We start from the raw sequence: 16,435 nt of genomic DNA on the forward strand, positions 1-16,435 counted from the left end.
CAGGGTTCCATGAAGCTCTTGCTGCTGCAGGTGCCGGCATTTTCGCTGTGCGCCCAAATCGCGGCGGCCCACCCAGCCGAGGCTGAACTCCGGCTCGCCCCGCTCAACGCTGCCTACGAAGCCGCCAGCAGCTTGGTAGCCCCCGCCGGCTTCCCGGTAAAGGGACGCGTGACGGACAAAAGCACTGGCCAGGGCCTGCCCGGCGTGACCGTGCTGGTGAAAGGGACCAACGTGGGCAGCAGCACCGACGTGGACGGCAACTTTAGCGTGGAGGCGCCCGACGGCAACGCCACGCTGGTCATTTCCTTCATTGGCTACGCCACGCAGGAAATTTCCGTCAACAACGCACAAACGATTGCGGTAGCGCTAGCCACCGACGCCAAAGCGCTGGACGAAGTGGTGGTGGTGGGCTACGGCACGCTGCGCCGCGAGGACGTGACCGGGGCCATCTCGTCGGTGAAAGCCCAGGACATTCGCACGGAGGGCACCAACACGCTCACCCGCTCGCTGCAGGGCCGCGTGGCCGGCGTGCAGATTGAGAGCAACACCGGCGCGCCCGGCGCGGGTCTGCGGGTGCTGGTGCGCGGGGCGGGTTCGTTCAACGGCACCAGCCCCCTGTATGTGGTGGACGGCGTGTGGGTGGGCGACATCAACTACCTGCAACCCTCCGACATTGCCAGCATCGATGTGCTGAAGGATGCTTCGGCCGCTTCCATCTACGGGGCGCAGGGTGCCAACGGCGTGGTGCTCATCACCACAAAGTCGGGCAAAAAAGGCCCCATCAAGCTGGACGCCAGCGGCTACTACGGCGCGCAGAAAATCACGAAGATGCTCGACGTACTCAACGCCGAGGAGTGGGCCCGGGTAAGCAACGCAGCCCACGTGAACGCCAACGTAACCCCCTTAGCCATTGCCAAAGACCCGGCCGCACTGGGCGCCGGCGTGGACTGGCAGAAGGAAATCTACCGGGTGGCACCCGTGCAGAACTACACCCTGGGAGCCAGCGGCGGCGGCGACAATTACAACTTCAGCATCTCGGGCGGCTACTTCGGCCAGCAGGGCATCGTGAAGGAAACCAACTACAACCGCCTGAACCTGCGCATCAAGTCGGACTTCACCAAGGGCCGGCTCAAGGTGGGCGAGAGCATCATCATGAGCCAGGAATACTGGCGCTACACGGCTGGCGGCTGGGGCGGCCAGGGCGGCAACCCCAGCGGCTCGGCCCTAAAGATGATTCCGGCGTTTCCCATCTACAACCCGGACGCGGTGGGCGGCTACGGCGGAGCCACCGGCCCGGTGGTGAACGTGGCCAACCCTGTGGCCATGCTCTACCTCGAAGTGCCGGAAAATCGCAGCTACAACGCCATCATCAACGCCTACGCCGAAGTAAGCTTGATTGAAGGCCTGAAGTACAAATACAACATGGGCTACACCCCCGGCTTTGGGGCTTACTACCAGTACACCTCGCCCTACTCGGTGGGCTCGCTGTTCAACAACCTCGACGCAGACCTCAACGAAAGCCGGAGCCAGTCGAATAACTGGCTGCACGAGAACACGCTCACTTACGCCAAAACCTTCGGCAAGCACAACTTCAACGTGCTGGCGGGCTACACCTTTCAAAACAATAAGTACCGCGGACTGGGGGCGTCGAAAAGCAACCTCCCGGCGGGACTGGCGGTGCTCGACGTCGGCAGCCTCAACCCCGTGGCCACCGGTAACGCCAACGAAAGCGCTACCATTTCCTACCTGGGCCGCTTGGTGTACTCTTTCAACGACCGGTACGTGTTCACCGGCACCTTCCGGCGCGACGGTTCTTCCAAGTTCGGGCGCGACTACCGGCAGGGCAATTTCCCGTCGGTGGCCCTGGCCTGGAACGCCATCAACGAGCCGTTTTTCCAACCCCTGCAGGAAGTGGTGTCCAACCTGAAAGTGCGGGGCAGCTACGGCGTGCTGGGCAATCAGAACTTTCAAAATTACCTCTACTACGCCACCATCGTGCCCAACACCAACTACGTAATCGGCACCGGGCAAACGTTGTGGGGCGGCGCCATCCAAAACAGCCTGGTCAACCCGGACATCAAGTGGGAAGAAACCCGCACGTCCAACGTGGGCATCGACTGGGGCTTTTTTAACAACAAGCTCACGCTCAGCACCGACTACTTTGTGCGCAGCAGCAAGGACGCCATCATCCCAGTGCCGCTTCCTGGCTCGCTCGGCTCCATCAACAACCCTCCGGTCAACGCGGGCACCATCTCCAACCACGGGTTTGAGGCCGCGCTGAACTACACCAACACCCACGGCGACTTCACCTACACCTTGCTGGGCACCGCCACCGCCATCCGCAGCAAGGTCGACAAGCTGTCTTCGGGTTCCCAGCAGCTCACCGCCAGCTCGCCCACCTTCCAGAGCGCACCGGCCACGGTGGGCCAGGCGGGCCTGCCGCTGGGCGCGTTTTACCTGATTAAAGCCAACGGCATCTTTCAGTCGCAGGAAGAGGTGGACGCCCACAACAAAAACGGCGTCAAAATCCAGCCCAATGCCAAGCCCGGCGACATCCGCTTTGTGGACTACAACGGGGACGGACAAATCAGCGCGGCCGACCGGCAGCTGCTCGGCGACCCCACGCCGAAGTTCTCCTACGGCTTCGGCAGCAACCTGGCCTGGAAGGGCCTCGACCTGAGCTTCTACTTCCAGGGCACCTACGGCAACAAAATCTACAACGGCGTGCGCCAGGACCTGGAAGGCATGAACCTGGAGCAGAACTACGGCGCCGCCACGCTCAACGCCTGGACGCCGGAGAACCGCAACACCGACGTGCCCCGCGCGGTCATCAACGACCCGAACGGCAACGCCCAGACGTCGAGCCGCTTTCTGGAGAGCGGCTCCTACCTGCGCCTCCGCACCCTGCAGCTGGGCTACACCATCCCGAGCGCGGCGGTGAGCGCGCTGAAGGTAAGCTCGCTGCGGGTGTACGTAAGCGCCGATAACCTGTTCACCCTCACCGATTACAGCGGCTACGACCCGGACTTGGGCCGGCAGTCCAACGACAACCTGGAAATCCTGAACCGGGGCGTGGACCGCGGCTACGGCATCTACCCGCTGTCGCGCACCGCGGTGGCCGGCGTCCAGCTTTCTTTCTGATTTAACTTAACAATACCCCATCATGAAACGCATCGTTTGCTTTGTGCTCCTCGGCAGCCTGACGTTTTCCTGCTCCGACAAGCTGACCCAGCTCGACCCGAACAAGCTGACCGCCGAAACCTACTGGAAGACGGAGGCCGACATTGTGGGCGGCCTGGCGGGCACCTACAAGACCCTCAAATCGCCCTTCAACGGCTACTTTGGCTACAAGGGCGTGCAGCTGGTGAACGGCCGCGGCGACGACTTCTTCATCCGGAACGACTCGCGCGACATGTACCAGTCCACCACGTTCACCAACACGGCCACCACCGGGCAGGCCGACGCGCTGTGGAGCGGCTGCTACCGCGGCATCTTCCGGGCCAACCAAGTGCTGGAGAGGGTTGCGGCCGTGCCCATGGCCGAGGAAATGAGGGCCCGCTACACCGCAGAAGCCAAGTTTCTGCGCGCCCTCAACTACTACTACCTCATCATCAACTTCCGGGAGGTGCCCCTCATCCTGACCGTGCCCCTGGACCGGGCGCAGTACGCCAACCCCAAGGCGCCGGCCGCCGACGTGTGGGCGCAGATTGAGGCCGATTTCAAGGACGCCAAAGCAAACCTGCCCCTTGAGTGGCCACTCAACTGGGTGGGCCGCGCCACGAGGGGAGCCGCCATTGGCTTTCTGGCAAAGGCGTACGTCTACCAGGAGAAATGGGCCGCAGCGGAAGCCGAATTCAAGCTGCTGTCGCAACCCTCTGGCCAGGTGCAAGCCCCTTTTAAATACCGATTATTACCCAATTACGAGGATAATTTTCTGAAGGAAAATGACAACTTTCAGGAAACCATTGCCAACGGCCAATCCGACGGTCGAATTCCGGAATCGTTGTTTGAGATTCAGATGCAGAACGTGGGCGGCAATGACCTGGGCGGCAACGAAAACGGCACACCCAACGAAACCCAGGGCTCGACCACAGCCCAGGCCATGGCACCGTCCGAGGCCGGCGGCTGGTACCAGGGCTACCCCACCCAAAAGGTGTTTAACGAGTTTCAGAAAGAGAAAACCACGACCAACGAGCTCGACCCCCGCATGTACGCCACGCTGGTGTGGGAGTACCCGGGCGCCATGTTCTACCGCAAGCCCTACACTGCGGCCAACTTCCCCAACCCATTTGGCAAGTCGTCCCGAGTGAAGAAGTACCAGAACTACACCCAGGTAAACGAGATTAGCACTGGCCTGGTCAGCGCCATGATTTCCGACATCAACGAGAAGGCCCTGCGTTACGCCGACGTGCTGCTCCTCTACGCCGAAACCCTGACCAAGCTGGGCCGCCCGGCTGAAGCCTACCCGCTGGTCGACCGCATTCGGACCCGGGCGAGGCTAGCGCCGTTGGCTCCAGGTTTCAGTGCCGCGCAGATGATGGCAGAGATTCAGCACCAGCGCATGATTGAGTTCTTCCGCGAAGGGCAGCGCTTCTATGATTTGCGCCGTTGGGGCATTCTGGAGCAGGAAATCAAGAACAGCGACAAGGAGGGCAAGGAGTTCTTCAACCTGGCCAAGCACGCCTACTTCCCCATCCCGCAAAGCGAGATTAACAACAACCCCAACATCACGCAGGACAGCAACTGGTAAGCAAGCAGGCTTCGGGTACCCGGGCGAGTGGAACGCCCACCCCGCATGCCTGACTGAACTCATTGAGAACGGCTGTGCTGCCCTAAGCAGCACAGCCGTTCGGGCTTCCCTCACACATGCGCAGTTTACACGGTTTGCGCAGCTATTTCAGCATTGCCGGCTTTCGGTTTTAGCCCACTTACATGGTGCTCCCCAAAAACAGTTTCCTTCGCTTCTTCCTGGTGTTGCTTGGCTTGGCGCCCGCGCTGGCCGTTGCCCAACCCACCGTGGTGCAGTACCTCTCCGGTACCGACAAGGACCACACGGTGCAGTGGGATTTTATGTGCACCACAGGCCAGCGAAGCGGCAAATGGGCCAAAATAGCCGTGCCTTCCAACTGGGAGCAGCAGGGCTTTGGCACCTACAACTACTACCAGGACCAGGTGAACCCCGACGAGCAGGGCCTCTACCGGCACTCGTTTCGGGTGCCGGCGGCGGGCAAGGGCAAGCACGTGTTTATCGTGTTTGAAGCGTCGATGACCGACACCGAAGTGAAGGTGAACGGCCAGCTGGCCGGGCCCGTGCACCAGGGCGGCTTCTACCGCTTTAAGTACGACATCACCGACAAGCTCAAGCCCGCCGGCCAGGACAACCTGCTGGAAGTGAAGGTGAGCAAACGCTCGGCCAATGCCTCCGTGAACCAAGCCGAGCGCAAGGCTGATTTCTGGCTGTTCGGCGGCATTTTCCGGCCGGTGTACCTGGAAATTGTGCCCCCTACCTACCTCGACCGCATTGCGCTGGACGCCCGCGCCAACGGCGCCCTGCGGCTCGACGCCTTCCCCGTGAACGCGACCGCCAGCCACACCGTCACGGCGCAGGTGCAGGAGCTCAACGGCAAGCCAGTGGGCAAGCCCTTCGCCGTGAAAGCCGGCGCTGAGCAGGAGAAAACCACCCTGCGCACCCAGCTCAGCGGCGTCCAGGCCTGGAACGCGGAAGTGCCCAAGCTCTACAACCTGGTAGTGACCCTGGCCGATGGTCAAGGCGCGGTGCACCGCGTGAAGCAGCGCTTCGGCTTCCGCACCATGGAGCTGCGGGCCCAGGACGGCATTTACGTGAACGGCAAGCGCACCATTCTGAAGGGCGTGAACCGGCACAGCCAGTGGCCGGAGTCGGGCCGCACGCTGAGCAAGCAACTCAGCCTGCTGGACGTGGGGCTGATGAAGGAGATGAACATGAACGCCGTGCGCATGTCGCACTACCCGCCCGACGCGCACTTCCTGGACGTGTGCGACTCGCTGGGCCTCTACGTCATCGACGAGCTGACCGGTTGGCAGGCCCAGTACGACACCATTGTGGGCCACAAGCTGACCCGCGAGCTGGTGGTGCGCGACGTGAACCACCCGAGCATCATCTTCTGGGCCAACGGGAACGAGGGCGGCTTCAACCGCGGCCTCGACGGCGACTACCCGCAGTACGACCCCCAGAAACGCCCCGTGATTCACCCCTGGGAGCGGTTCAACGGCACCGACACCAAGCACTACCCGGACTTCAACTACATCACGAATTCAGTGCTGTATGGCAAAGAGGTATTCTTCCCCACCGAGTTTATGCACGGCCTCTACGACGGCGGGCACGGCGCCGGCCTAGAGGATTTCTGGACTGCCATGCGCCAGCATCCCTACTTCGGAGGGGGCTTCTTGTGGGCCTTTCACGACGAGGCCGCGGTGCGCACCGACCAGAACGGCAAGCTCGACGCCGCCGGCAACTCCGGGCCCGACGGCATTCTGGGCCCGCACCGCGAGAAGGAGGCCAGCTTCTACACCATCAAGGAGCTGTGGTCGCCGGTGGTGGTGAACCAGAAGTTCCTGGCCCCCGGCTTTGATGGCCGCCTCGAAGTTGAGAACCGTTACGACTTCACCAACCTCAGCCAGTGCCGCTTCACCTGGAAGCTGGTGTCGTTCCCCGGTCCGGGCGAGCCAACAGTGGCCTCCAAAACCGACGCAACGGGCACGGCGGCAGCCCCGGCCCTGGGTCCCGGCAGCAAGGGCGTGCTCCCGCTGGCCCTGCCCGCCACCTGGCGCCGCAGCGACGCGCTCTACCTCACGGCCTACGGCCCGGACAAGCGCGAGGTCTACACCTGGACCCTGCCCGTTGCCGCGCCCCAGAGCAGCGCCAAAAAACGGCCAGTGACCTCCGCAGCCGGCGCAGTGCAAGCCACCGAGGAAGGCAACGGCCTGCAGATTAGCGCCGACGGCATCCGCTACAGCTTCGACAAGGCTACCGGCTACCTGCAGAAGGTGAACAACGGCAAGGGCGACATTTCGCTGGCCGGCGGGCCGGTGCTGGCCGGGGTGAAGCAAACCCTGAAGAACTTCCGCCACTCACAGGCGGGGACCACGCACGTGGTGGAGGCCAACTACGACGGCAACGGATACTTCAACGTGAAGTGGACGTTTGCGCCCGGCAAGCCGGCCCGGCTGGAGTACCAGTACTCGCAGAAGGGCGAGGCCGACTTCATGGGCATCAGCTTCAACTACCCCGAGGACAAGATTACGGGCATGAAGTGGCTGGGCCGCGGCCCCTACCGGGTCTGGAAAAACCGCCTCAAGGGCCAGCAGTTCGGCGTGTGGCACAAGGACTACAACCAAGCCATCACCGGCGAGAAATGGCAGTACCCGGAGTTCAGCGGCTACCACGCCGACCTGTACTGGGTGGTGGTGGAGAACAAGGAGTCGCCCTTCACGGTGTACGCCGACGACCGGAACGTGTACCTGCAAATGCTCAAGCCCACCCGCCCGGAGGGGGCCAAAAATGAGAACACCTCCTCCGCTTTCCCCGAGGGCAACCTCAGCTTCCTGAACGCCATTGCCCCCATCGGCACCAAGTTCCAGGCGCCGGCCTCGCTGGGGCCGCAAAGCCAGAAAAACTTCATGCTGAACTACACGCCCGTCAGCGGCAGCCTGTGGTTTGACTTCGGCGGCAGTGGAGCAGCGCCTTCCAACGGAGTAACAACCCCATAACCAATACCCAAACCGAATACCCAAATCGCCTAGTCCTTCCATGCGAACACCAGTACCGCCGCGCCGCCGGCTCGGTGGTGGTGCGAGAAACACAATGTTCGACGCGCGGCCGGGGGCACCGGCCTTGCGCTGGTTAAAAGTTAGAAGGCAGTCGTCCGGTTTTCACTTTTAACTCTCAACTTTTAACTCCATTACCCCACCCCACTGACCTGATGAAAACGCTCCGCCACCTGTTCACGACCAGCGCGCTGTTGCTCACGCTGGGCTTGCTGCGCGCGGCCGCTCAGTTTCAGTACCCGTTCCAGAACCCCCGGCTGCCCGCCGAGCAGCGCATCGACAACATCCTGTCGCTACTGACGCTGGACGAAAAAATCATTTGCCTGGGCACCAACCCCAGCATTCCGCGCCTGGGCATCGTGGGCACCGGGCACTCCGAAGGCCTGCACGGGCTGGCGCTGGGTGGCCCAGCCAACTGGAACCGCCGCAAAAACGTGCCCACCACCCAGTTTCCGCAGGGCTACGGCCTGGGCGAAACCTGGGACCCCGAGATGATGCGGCAAGTGGGCGCTGTGGAGGGCTACGAGGCCCGCTACGTGCTGCAAAACCCCAAGTACGCCACCGGCAACCTCGTCATCCGGGCGCCCAACGCCGACCTGGGCCGCGACCCGCGCTGGGGCCGTACCGAAGAGTGCTACGGCGAAGACCCCTTCTTCAACGGCACCATGGCGGCGGGCATGATAAAGGGCCTGCAGGGCGACGACCCCACCTACTGGCAGACCGCCGCCCTGATGAAGCACTTCCTGGCCAACAGCAACGAGGTGGGCCGCGAGCGCACCAGCTCCAACTTCGACGAGCGCCTGTTTCACGAGTACTACGCCCTGCCGTTTCGCATGGGCGTGGAAGCCGGCTCCCGCGCCTACATGGCCTCCTACAACGCCTGGAACGGCATTCCGATGATGGTGAGCCCGGTGCTGCGCGACGTCACCGTGAACCAGTGGGGCCAGAACGGCATCATCTGCACCGACGGCGGCGCGCTGAAGCTGCTCTACAAAGAACACAAGTACTTACCCGACAGCGTGTGGGCCGCCGCCACGGCCGTCAAGATGGGCATCAACCAGTTTCTGGACGACTACACCGGCCCGATTCGCGGCGCGCTGAAGGAGAAGCTGCTCACGGAAAAGGACATCGACCGGGTCATTCGGGGCGATTTCCGGGTGATGCTGAAGCTGGGCCTGCTCGACCCGGCCGGGGCCAACAAGTACGCCGCCATCAAGGACGGGCCGGAGCCCTGGCTCTCGGAGGCGCACAAGGCCATTGCCCGCAAAGTCACCCAGAAATCCATCGTGCTGCTGAAAAACGAGGGCAACCTGCTGCCCCTGGACAAAGGCAAGCTCAAAACGCTGGCCGTCATCGGCCCGCGCGCCGACCAGGTGCTGCTGGACTGGTACAGCGGCACGCCGCCCTACACGGTGAGCCCGCTGGCCGGCATCCGGGCCAAGGTGGGCGAAGGCGTGAAAATCATCTACGAGGAAACCAACCAGGACAACCGCGCCGTGAACGCCGCCCGGGCCGCCGACGTGGTCATCGTGGTGGTGGGCAACCACCCCACCTGCAACGCCGGCTGGGCCACCTGCCCCGACGCCTCGGAAGGCAAGGAGTCCGTGGACCGTAAAAGCCTCACCCTCACCGACGAGCTGCTCATCAAGCAGGTGCGCCGCGCCAACCCCAACACCGTGGTGGCGCTGGTGTCGAGCTTTCCCTACGCCATCACCTGGACGCAGCAGAACGTGCCGGCCATCGTGCACCTGGCCCAGAACAGCGAAGAACTGGGCAACGCCCTGGCCGACGTGCTGTTTGGCGACTACAACCCCGGCGGCCGCCTTACGCAAACCTGGCCCCGCTCCCTGGACCAGCTGCCGCCCATGCTGGACTACAACATCCGCAACGGCCGCACCTACCAATATTTCCAGGGCGAACCGCTCTACCCCTTCGGGTTTGGCCTGAGCTACCCCACGTTCCAATACTCCAACTTCCGACTCAGCAGCCGCCAGTTCAACAAGGCCGGCGAGCTCACGGTGAGCGTGGACGTGCAAAACACCGGCGCCCGCCCCGGCGACGAGGTGGTGCAGCTCTACGTCAGCCACTTGCGCTCGGTGGTGGCCCGGCCCCGCAAAGAGCTCAAGGGCTTCCAACGCCTCACCCTGCAGCCCCGCGAAAAGCGCACGGTGCGCCTCCCGCTGCGGGCCGCCGACCTGCGCTACTGGCACGAAGGCCTGCAGCGCTTCGAGCTGGAAAAAGACGCGCTCAACCTGATGGTGGGCTCCTCGGCCAGCCACGTCCAGTTTCAGCAGGTGCTCCAATTGTAAAGCATGTCACAGTTAAATCGTTATCTTTAAAAAAATGTACGCAGCACACCGGAGTCACGGCCCACCGCCGAAGCCAGTCAGCCAGACACATCATTTCTTCTCATCAACCCCACCCTTTACGTTCCTATGAAAAAAAGTATAATCATTCCCGGACCGCTTCGGCACCTGCGCGTAGCCGCAGCCAGTGCCCTGCTGCCGGCGGCCTTGTTGTGCGGCGCGTCGCCCGCCGCGGCTCATTCGGCCGTTGCGGCGCCCACGCAAGCTGCGCCCGGCATCACCGTGTCGGGGCGCGTTGCCGACGAAAAAGGCGCCGGCATTCCCGGCGTCACGGTGGTGCTGAAAGGCTCCACCATCGGCGTTTCCACCTCCGAGTCGGGCGCTTTTTCCCTCAACCTGCCCAGCAACTCGGGCACCCTGGTGATTTCTTCCGTGGGGTTCATGGGGCAGGAAATTGCCGTTTCGGAGCAAACGACCACCCTCAACGTGGTGCTGCGCGTGGACGTGAAGCAACTCAACGACGTGGTGGTGGTGGGCTACGGCACCCAGCGCCGCGAAGACGTGACGGGCGCCATCTCGTCGGTGTCGGCCAAGGAAATCTCGCAAACCGTGGCCACCACCGTCGACCAGGCGTTGCAGGGCCGCGTGCCCGGCGTGGTGGTCAACCAGAACACGGCCCAGCCCGGCGGCGGCGTGTCGGTGCAGATTCGCGGCCTGGGCACCCTCAATGGCGACCAGGAGCCGCTCTACGTCATCGACGGGGTGCTGATTCCACCGGTCATGCGGGATTCGCGCTCGCAGACCTACGCGGGCCGGGGCGAAGTGGGCACGGGCAGCAACCCGCTGTCCAGCCTCAACCCCAACGAAATCGAGAGCATCGACATTTTGAAAGACGCTTCGTCCACGTCCATCTACGGCTCGCAGGCCTCCAACGGCGTGGTGGTTATTACCACCAAGCGGGGCAAGGCGGGGGCGCCCAAGCTGGCCGTGGAAACCTACTACGGCTTGCAGCAAATTCCCAGCAAGCTGGACCTGATGGACCTGCGGCAGTTCACGGACTACACCCTGGCCAAGCAGGCCGCGACGGGCGGCACCACCAAGCCGGAACTGCTGAACTCCGCGTACCTGGGCAAGGGCACCGACTGGCAGGAGGAGCTGTTCCGCACCGCGCCCATGTACAGCGCGACCGCCCGCATCAGCGGCGGGGACGACCGCACGCAGTACCTGCTGTCGGGCTCGTATTTCAAGCAGGAGGGCATTGCGCTGGGTTCCGATTTCCGGCGGGCTTCGGCCCGCCTCAACCTGGACAACAAGACGACCAAGTTCCTGAAAATCGGCACCAGCCTGCAGCTGTCCAACACCAACGAGAACCTCAACTCCACCAACTACGACCTGGTAAAGTCGGCCATCACGCAAACGCCCGACATCGCGGTGCGCAACCCGGACGGCAGCTTTGGCGGCCCCACGGGCCTTGCCGTGGGCAATACCTACAACCCGAACCCGGTGTTCGCGGCCACGCTAAACACCAACAAGTCGGACCGGAACCAGGTGTTCGGCAACGTCTACGGGGAGATTTATTTCCTCAAAGATTTCACCCTGCGCAACGAAGCCTCGCTCAACTTCGACATGGCTAACTATCAGCAGTTCTTTCCCAGCTACGAGTTGAACGGCATCCCCAGCCAACCCAATTCGGCGTACGAAAGCGCGACCAGGAATCTGAGCTGGACGGTGCGTAACTACTTGACATACAACAGGAAGTTTAAAAAATATCACAACGTTAATGCCATGTTCGGCCACGAGGCCAGCTCGGGTCGGTTCCAGAGCCTGGCGGCGGGCCGCCGGGCGTTCCCGTCCAACACGATAACCACGATAAGCGCCGGCGACGAAACCACCGACACCAACAGCGGCGGCCGGGGCGACTGGGCCCTGGAGTCGTACTTCGGGCGCGTCACGCTGGGGTTTTTTGACAAATACATACTCACCAGCAACTTTCGTCGCGACGGCTCCGCCAATTTCGCGCCCGAGAACCGCTGGGTCACGACCCACTCTTACGCCCTGGCCTGGAAGCTGGGCAACGAGGAATTCTTTAAGAACATCAGCCAAATCAGTGACCTGAAAGTCCGTTTGGGCTACGGCCTGTTGGCCAACCAGAACGTGGGCAGCTACGTGTACGGGGCCGCTATCAACCTGTCATCAACGGGCATCGGCCAGGGCGGCCTGGTGGCCAACATCCCCAACCGGAAGGCGCAGTGGGAAACGACGACCAGCTACAACGCCGGCCTGGACGTGGGCTTGTTCAACAACCGCATTCAGTTGACGGCGGACGTGTACCGCCGCAAGACCAACAACCTGCTCATCCGCTTGCCGCTGCCGGCGTTTGCCGGCACCACGGGCAACGGCAGCCTCTCGTCGCCGTTTTTCAACATTGGCTCGATTCAGAACCAAGGGTTTGAGTTCGGCCTGAACACCCGCAACCTTGAGGCAAAGGGCTTTACCTGGACCTCGGGCCTCACGTTCTCGCTGAACCGCAACAAGCTGTTGTCCCTTTATTCGGAGACGGCTTCCCTGCAGTCAAAAGTAGACAACGGTTCTACCCTCATTTCCAACACCCGCGTGGGGCGGCCCATTGGGGAATTCTACGGGTACATCGTGGAAGGCATGTTCAACAAGGCCTCCGATTTTGAGGGCGCGGCCCTGCCCGCCGGGCTCACGGTGGACCCGCGCTCCGGCGTCTGGGTAGGCGACCTGAAGTACAAGGACGTCGACGGCGACGGGGTCATCACAGAGCGGGACATGACGACGCTGGGCTCGCCCATCCCCAAGTTTCAGTACGGCTTCACCAACACCGTTACTTACAAGGGTTTCGACCTGACGGTGTTCGTGAACGGCAACTACGGGAATAAAATCTTCAACTACACCCGCGTGAAGCACGAAGACCCGAACGCCAACTTCACCAACCTGCTGGCCACCACCAACGACTTTGCGCGCATTGGCCTGATTGACCCCACCAAGCCGGCCACGGACATCAACAACGTGTACGTCATCAACGAAGGCACCACCATCCCGCGCATCAACCCCGCCGCCAACCCCAACCTCAACAACCGGGTGTCGACCCGCTTCGTGGAGGACGGCTCCTACCTGCGCATGAAGAACGTGGTGCTCGGCTACACCCTGCCCGCCGACGTGGCCACCCGGCTGCACGTGGGCACGCTGCGGGTGTACACCAACGTTCAGAACCTGTTCACCATCACCAACTACACGGGCTACGACCCGGAAGTGGGCGCTTCCATCCGCCCGGGTGAGCCCCTGCTCTTTGGCTTCGACTGGGCGCGCTACCCCATGCAGCGCATTTACACCGCCGGCATCAACATCGGTTTTTAACCACTTCTAAAACCCACCAACCATGAAATTTAACACGCTCACCACAGCCTCGCTTTTGGCGGCAACCTTGCTGGCCAGCAGCTGCTCCAAGGACTTTCTGGACCGTCCGCCCCAGGGGCAAATCGTCATCGAGGAGTTCTACAAGACTCCGGCGGAACTGCGCATCGTCACGGCCGGCTTGTACTGCCGGCCCTGGTTTGAATTCAACTACCCTTTCATCGTGGACGTGGGCGAAACCATGAGCGGCAATGCCTTCGCCAGCTTCAACCCGCGCTTCGGCTACGTGAACCTGACGGTGCCCGAAGGCGAGGGCGGCATCCAGTACGGCTGGAGCGGCCTGTTCAACGTCGTGGCGCACTCCAACACGGTGGTCAACAACGTGGCGCGCTTCACGCCCGCTACGGTGCCGGCCGCCATCAAGAACGGCGCCGTGGCCGAAGCCCGGTTCATGCGCGCCACGGCGTACTTCTACCTGGTGCGCATCTGGGGCGCCGTGCCCATCATCACCGACAACAGCGCGCTGCTGGAGAATCCCATGGTGCCACGCAACACCGTGACCGACGTTTACCGGTTCATCATTGAGGACCTGACCTACGCCGCCGAGAACCTGCCCGCCACCGACACGCCGGGCCGCGTGACCAGCTGGGGCGCCAAGGGCATGCTGTCCAAAGTCTACCTCACCCGCGCGGGCATCGCCCAAAACGGAACCCGCCTGCAAGCCGACCTGGACAAGGCCCGCGACATGGCCGCCGACGTGGTGAACAACAGCAAGCTGACGCTGATGCCCAACTATTACGACTTGTTTCTGCGCAAAAACGAGAACAACCCGGAGAGCCTGTTTGCCCTGCAGTGGGTGTACAACGGCGGCTGGGGCTCGCAGAACAACATGCAGTCGTACCTGGCCCCCGACTCCCGCGTGACGGGCCTGGGCGACGGCTGGAACAACATCTCGCCTACCTACGACCTATACCAGAACTTCGAGGCCAACGGCGACAACGTGCGCCGCAAGGCCACCATGTTCCTGAACGCGGACGTCTACCCCGAGCTCACCACCCCCGCGCTGCCCAACGGCTACACCATGACGGCCACGCAGCCGGCGTTTAAGAAGTACGTGATTGGCGGCCCCACCGCCCCCGGCAACGACGGCCAGGTAGGTTCCCTGAACACGGACATCAACACCTACATCCTGCGCTTGTCCGACGTGTACCTGACGCACGCGGAGGCCATTCTGGGCAACAACGCCTCGACCACCGACGCCGCGGCCCTGGCCTCGTTCAACAAGGTGCGGACGCGCGCTGGCCTGACAGCGGCTACGTCCATCGACCAGATGTCCATGTTGCGGGAGCGCCGCTCCGAGTTTGGCATGGAAGGGCAGTTCTGGTTCGATTTGCTTCGCCTCAACGACTACAACCCCAGCGCCGCCATTGCCTACGTCAGCAAGCAGCACCGCAACACCTTCAACTACACGCCGGCCGCGGCGGTGAAAGTAACGGAGCCCGCCAACATCGTCACGGTAACGCCCACGGCCAACAGCTTCAAGCTGCCCTACCCCTTGGTGGAGCGCCAGACCAACCCGAAGTTGAGCGAGGAGCCGGTTCCCTACTACAAATAGCCTTAAGAACCAGTCTTAAGCTTTCCCCTCAACGCTTTTAATTATCATGAAAAAGACATTTGGCATTTTTCCGAAGGCTACCCTTCTGATGCTCTTCACCGGCCTGGCCTTCACGCAGACCTCCTGCGAGAAGGAAGACGCCGAGTTTAATCCCGACGGCCCTCCCACCATCAGCGGCATTCGGGCCTACCTGGCGGCGCCCAACGATTCCGTCCTGACCCGAGTGCGGCCGGGCACGGCCATCGTCATCCAGGGCAGCAAGCTGCGCAGCACCAAAGCGGTGCTGTTCGACGGCGTGCCCGGCACGTTCAACAGCGCGTTGTTTTCCGACGAGAGCATCGTCGTCAACATCCCAGCCGACCTCCCGTTCGCCAAAGTGAAACCCGAACTCTTCAACAAAATTCAGGTGATAACGGCCGGCGGCGAGCTGGTGTACGACTTCCCGGTGCTGGCGCCCGCGCCGGCGCTCACCAGTGCCTCGTACGAGTACCCCAGTCCCGGCCAGGACATCACCGTCGCGGGTAACTTCCTTTACCTGATTAAGAAGGTAACGGTCGGGAGCAACAACGTGGAAGTCACCGACTTCACGGGCAACGACGCCGGCACCGAGCTGCGGATTAAAGTGCCGCAGGGCGCGCAGCCCGGCCCCGTCACGGTGCAAACCCAGTTCGGCACCACCGCGTCCGTCTTCCGCCTGAACGATGCGGCCGGCACCTTGCTCAACTTCGACGGCGTGGGCGGCACGGCCACGGGCTCTACCATCAGCAACGACGCCGTGGCCTACCCCGGCGCCCGGGGCAACTACGCCCGCCTGACCGGCGACAACATCTCGGGCAATAACTGGGGGTACTCGGATGGCAAAAGGTCCATCTTCTCGGGAGCCTTCGACTGGCTGCCCGCCAGCGCCATGAGCGAGCCGGCGGCCAACTACGCGATGAAGTTCGAGATTTTCACGAAAGAGCCGCTGAGCACCGGGGTCATCTTCATTGGCCCGCCTCCCGGCGGCACCTGGAATTACATGTACCGCTACGAGCCTTGGAAAACCACGCCCAATTTCAAGACCACGGGGTGGACCACCGTTACTGTGCCCTTCAACCAGTTCAGGCTAAAAGCCAACGGGGCCGATGGCACCGGCGCCGGCGCCGCCACGGTCAATGACTTGCTGGGAGGCATCAACGAGGTGATTAAGTTCATGTACGTGAACGACACGAACACCCCGCTTGCCAAGCTCGACATTGCCATCGACAACATCCGGGTGGTAAAAATCATCAACTGAAGCAGTTCGGAGTGAGGATGGCGAAGCCCTCCGGGCGCGACCACGCGGCTCCCT

The 16,435-nt window shown here is 62.6% G+C and carries 7 protein-coding genes; all 7 read left to right on the plus strand.

Annotated features, from left to right (window positions below; genetic code table 11):
- Window positions 1-9 precede the first annotated feature (9 nt).
- A complete protein-coding gene (locus VF629_RS15445) occupies window positions 10-3,141 on the plus strand; it encodes a TonB-dependent receptor (protein WP_331059391.1) in 3,132 nt (1,043 codons plus the stop codon).
- Window positions 3,142-3,163: 22 nt separating this feature from the next.
- Window positions 3,164-4,750, plus strand: a complete 1,587-nt coding sequence (locus tag VF629_RS15450) for a RagB/SusD family nutrient uptake outer membrane protein (protein WP_331059392.1) — start codon at window positions 3,164-3,166, stop codon at window positions 4,748-4,750.
- Window positions 4,751-4,932: 182 nt separating this feature from the next.
- Window positions 4,933-7,749, plus strand: a complete 2,817-nt coding sequence (locus VF629_RS15455; RefSeq protein WP_331059393.1) for a glycoside hydrolase family 2 TIM barrel-domain containing protein — start codon at window positions 4,933-4,935, stop codon at window positions 7,747-7,749.
- Between the two features lie 212 nt (window positions 7,750-7,961).
- Window positions 7,962-10,115, plus strand: coding sequence for a glycoside hydrolase family 3 C-terminal domain-containing protein (locus tag VF629_RS15460; RefSeq protein WP_331059394.1), 2,154 nt, complete (start codon window positions 7,962-7,964; stop codon window positions 10,113-10,115).
- A gap of 126 nt (window positions 10,116-10,241) precedes the next feature.
- On the plus strand, window positions 10,242-13,493 hold the full coding sequence (locus VF629_RS15465; protein WP_331059395.1) for a TonB-dependent receptor: 3,252 nt from the start codon (window positions 10,242-10,244) through the stop codon (window positions 13,491-13,493).
- 22 nt (window positions 13,494-13,515) lie between these two features.
- The gene (locus VF629_RS15470) at window positions 13,516-15,105 is read left to right on the plus strand and encodes a RagB/SusD family nutrient uptake outer membrane protein (RefSeq protein WP_331059396.1); all 1,590 of its coding nucleotides are present in this window, start codon (window positions 13,516-13,518) and stop codon (window positions 15,103-15,105) included.
- Between the two features lie 46 nt (window positions 15,106-15,151).
- The gene (locus tag VF629_RS15475) at window positions 15,152-16,381 is read left to right on the plus strand and encodes a glycan-binding surface protein (RefSeq protein WP_331059397.1); all 1,230 of its coding nucleotides are present in this window, start codon (window positions 15,152-15,154) and stop codon (window positions 16,379-16,381) included.
- The last annotated feature ends 54 nt before the right edge of the window (window positions 16,382-16,435 follow it).

The organism is Hymenobacter sp. (assembly GCF_036388155.1).
GTDB lineage: Bacteria > Bacteroidota > Bacteroidia > Cytophagales > Hymenobacteraceae > Hymenobacter.

Bases quoted from the DNA above. Each gene is read 5' to 3' on its own strand.
- VF629_RS15445 (WP_331059391.1), top strand. From the start codon at position 10: ATGAAGCTCTTGCTGCTGCAGGTGCCGGCATTTTCGCTGTGCGCCCAA.
- VF629_RS15450 (WP_331059392.1), top strand. From the start codon at position 3,164: ATGAAACGCATCGTTTGCTTTGTGCTCCTCGGCAGCCTGACGTTTTCC.
- VF629_RS15455 (WP_331059393.1), top strand. From the start codon at position 4,933: ATGGTGCTCCCCAAAAACAGTTTCCTTCGCTTCTTCCTGGTGTTGCTT.
- VF629_RS15460 (WP_331059394.1), top strand. From the start codon at position 7,962: ATGAAAACGCTCCGCCACCTGTTCACGACCAGCGCGCTGTTGCTCACG.
- VF629_RS15465 (WP_331059395.1), top strand. From the start codon at position 10,242: ATGAAAAAAAGTATAATCATTCCCGGACCGCTTCGGCACCTGCGCGTA.
- VF629_RS15470 (WP_331059396.1), top strand. From the start codon at position 13,516: ATGAAATTTAACACGCTCACCACAGCCTCGCTTTTGGCGGCAACCTTG.
- VF629_RS15475 (WP_331059397.1), top strand. From the start codon at position 15,152: ATGAAAAAGACATTTGGCATTTTTCCGAAGGCTACCCTTCTGATGCTC.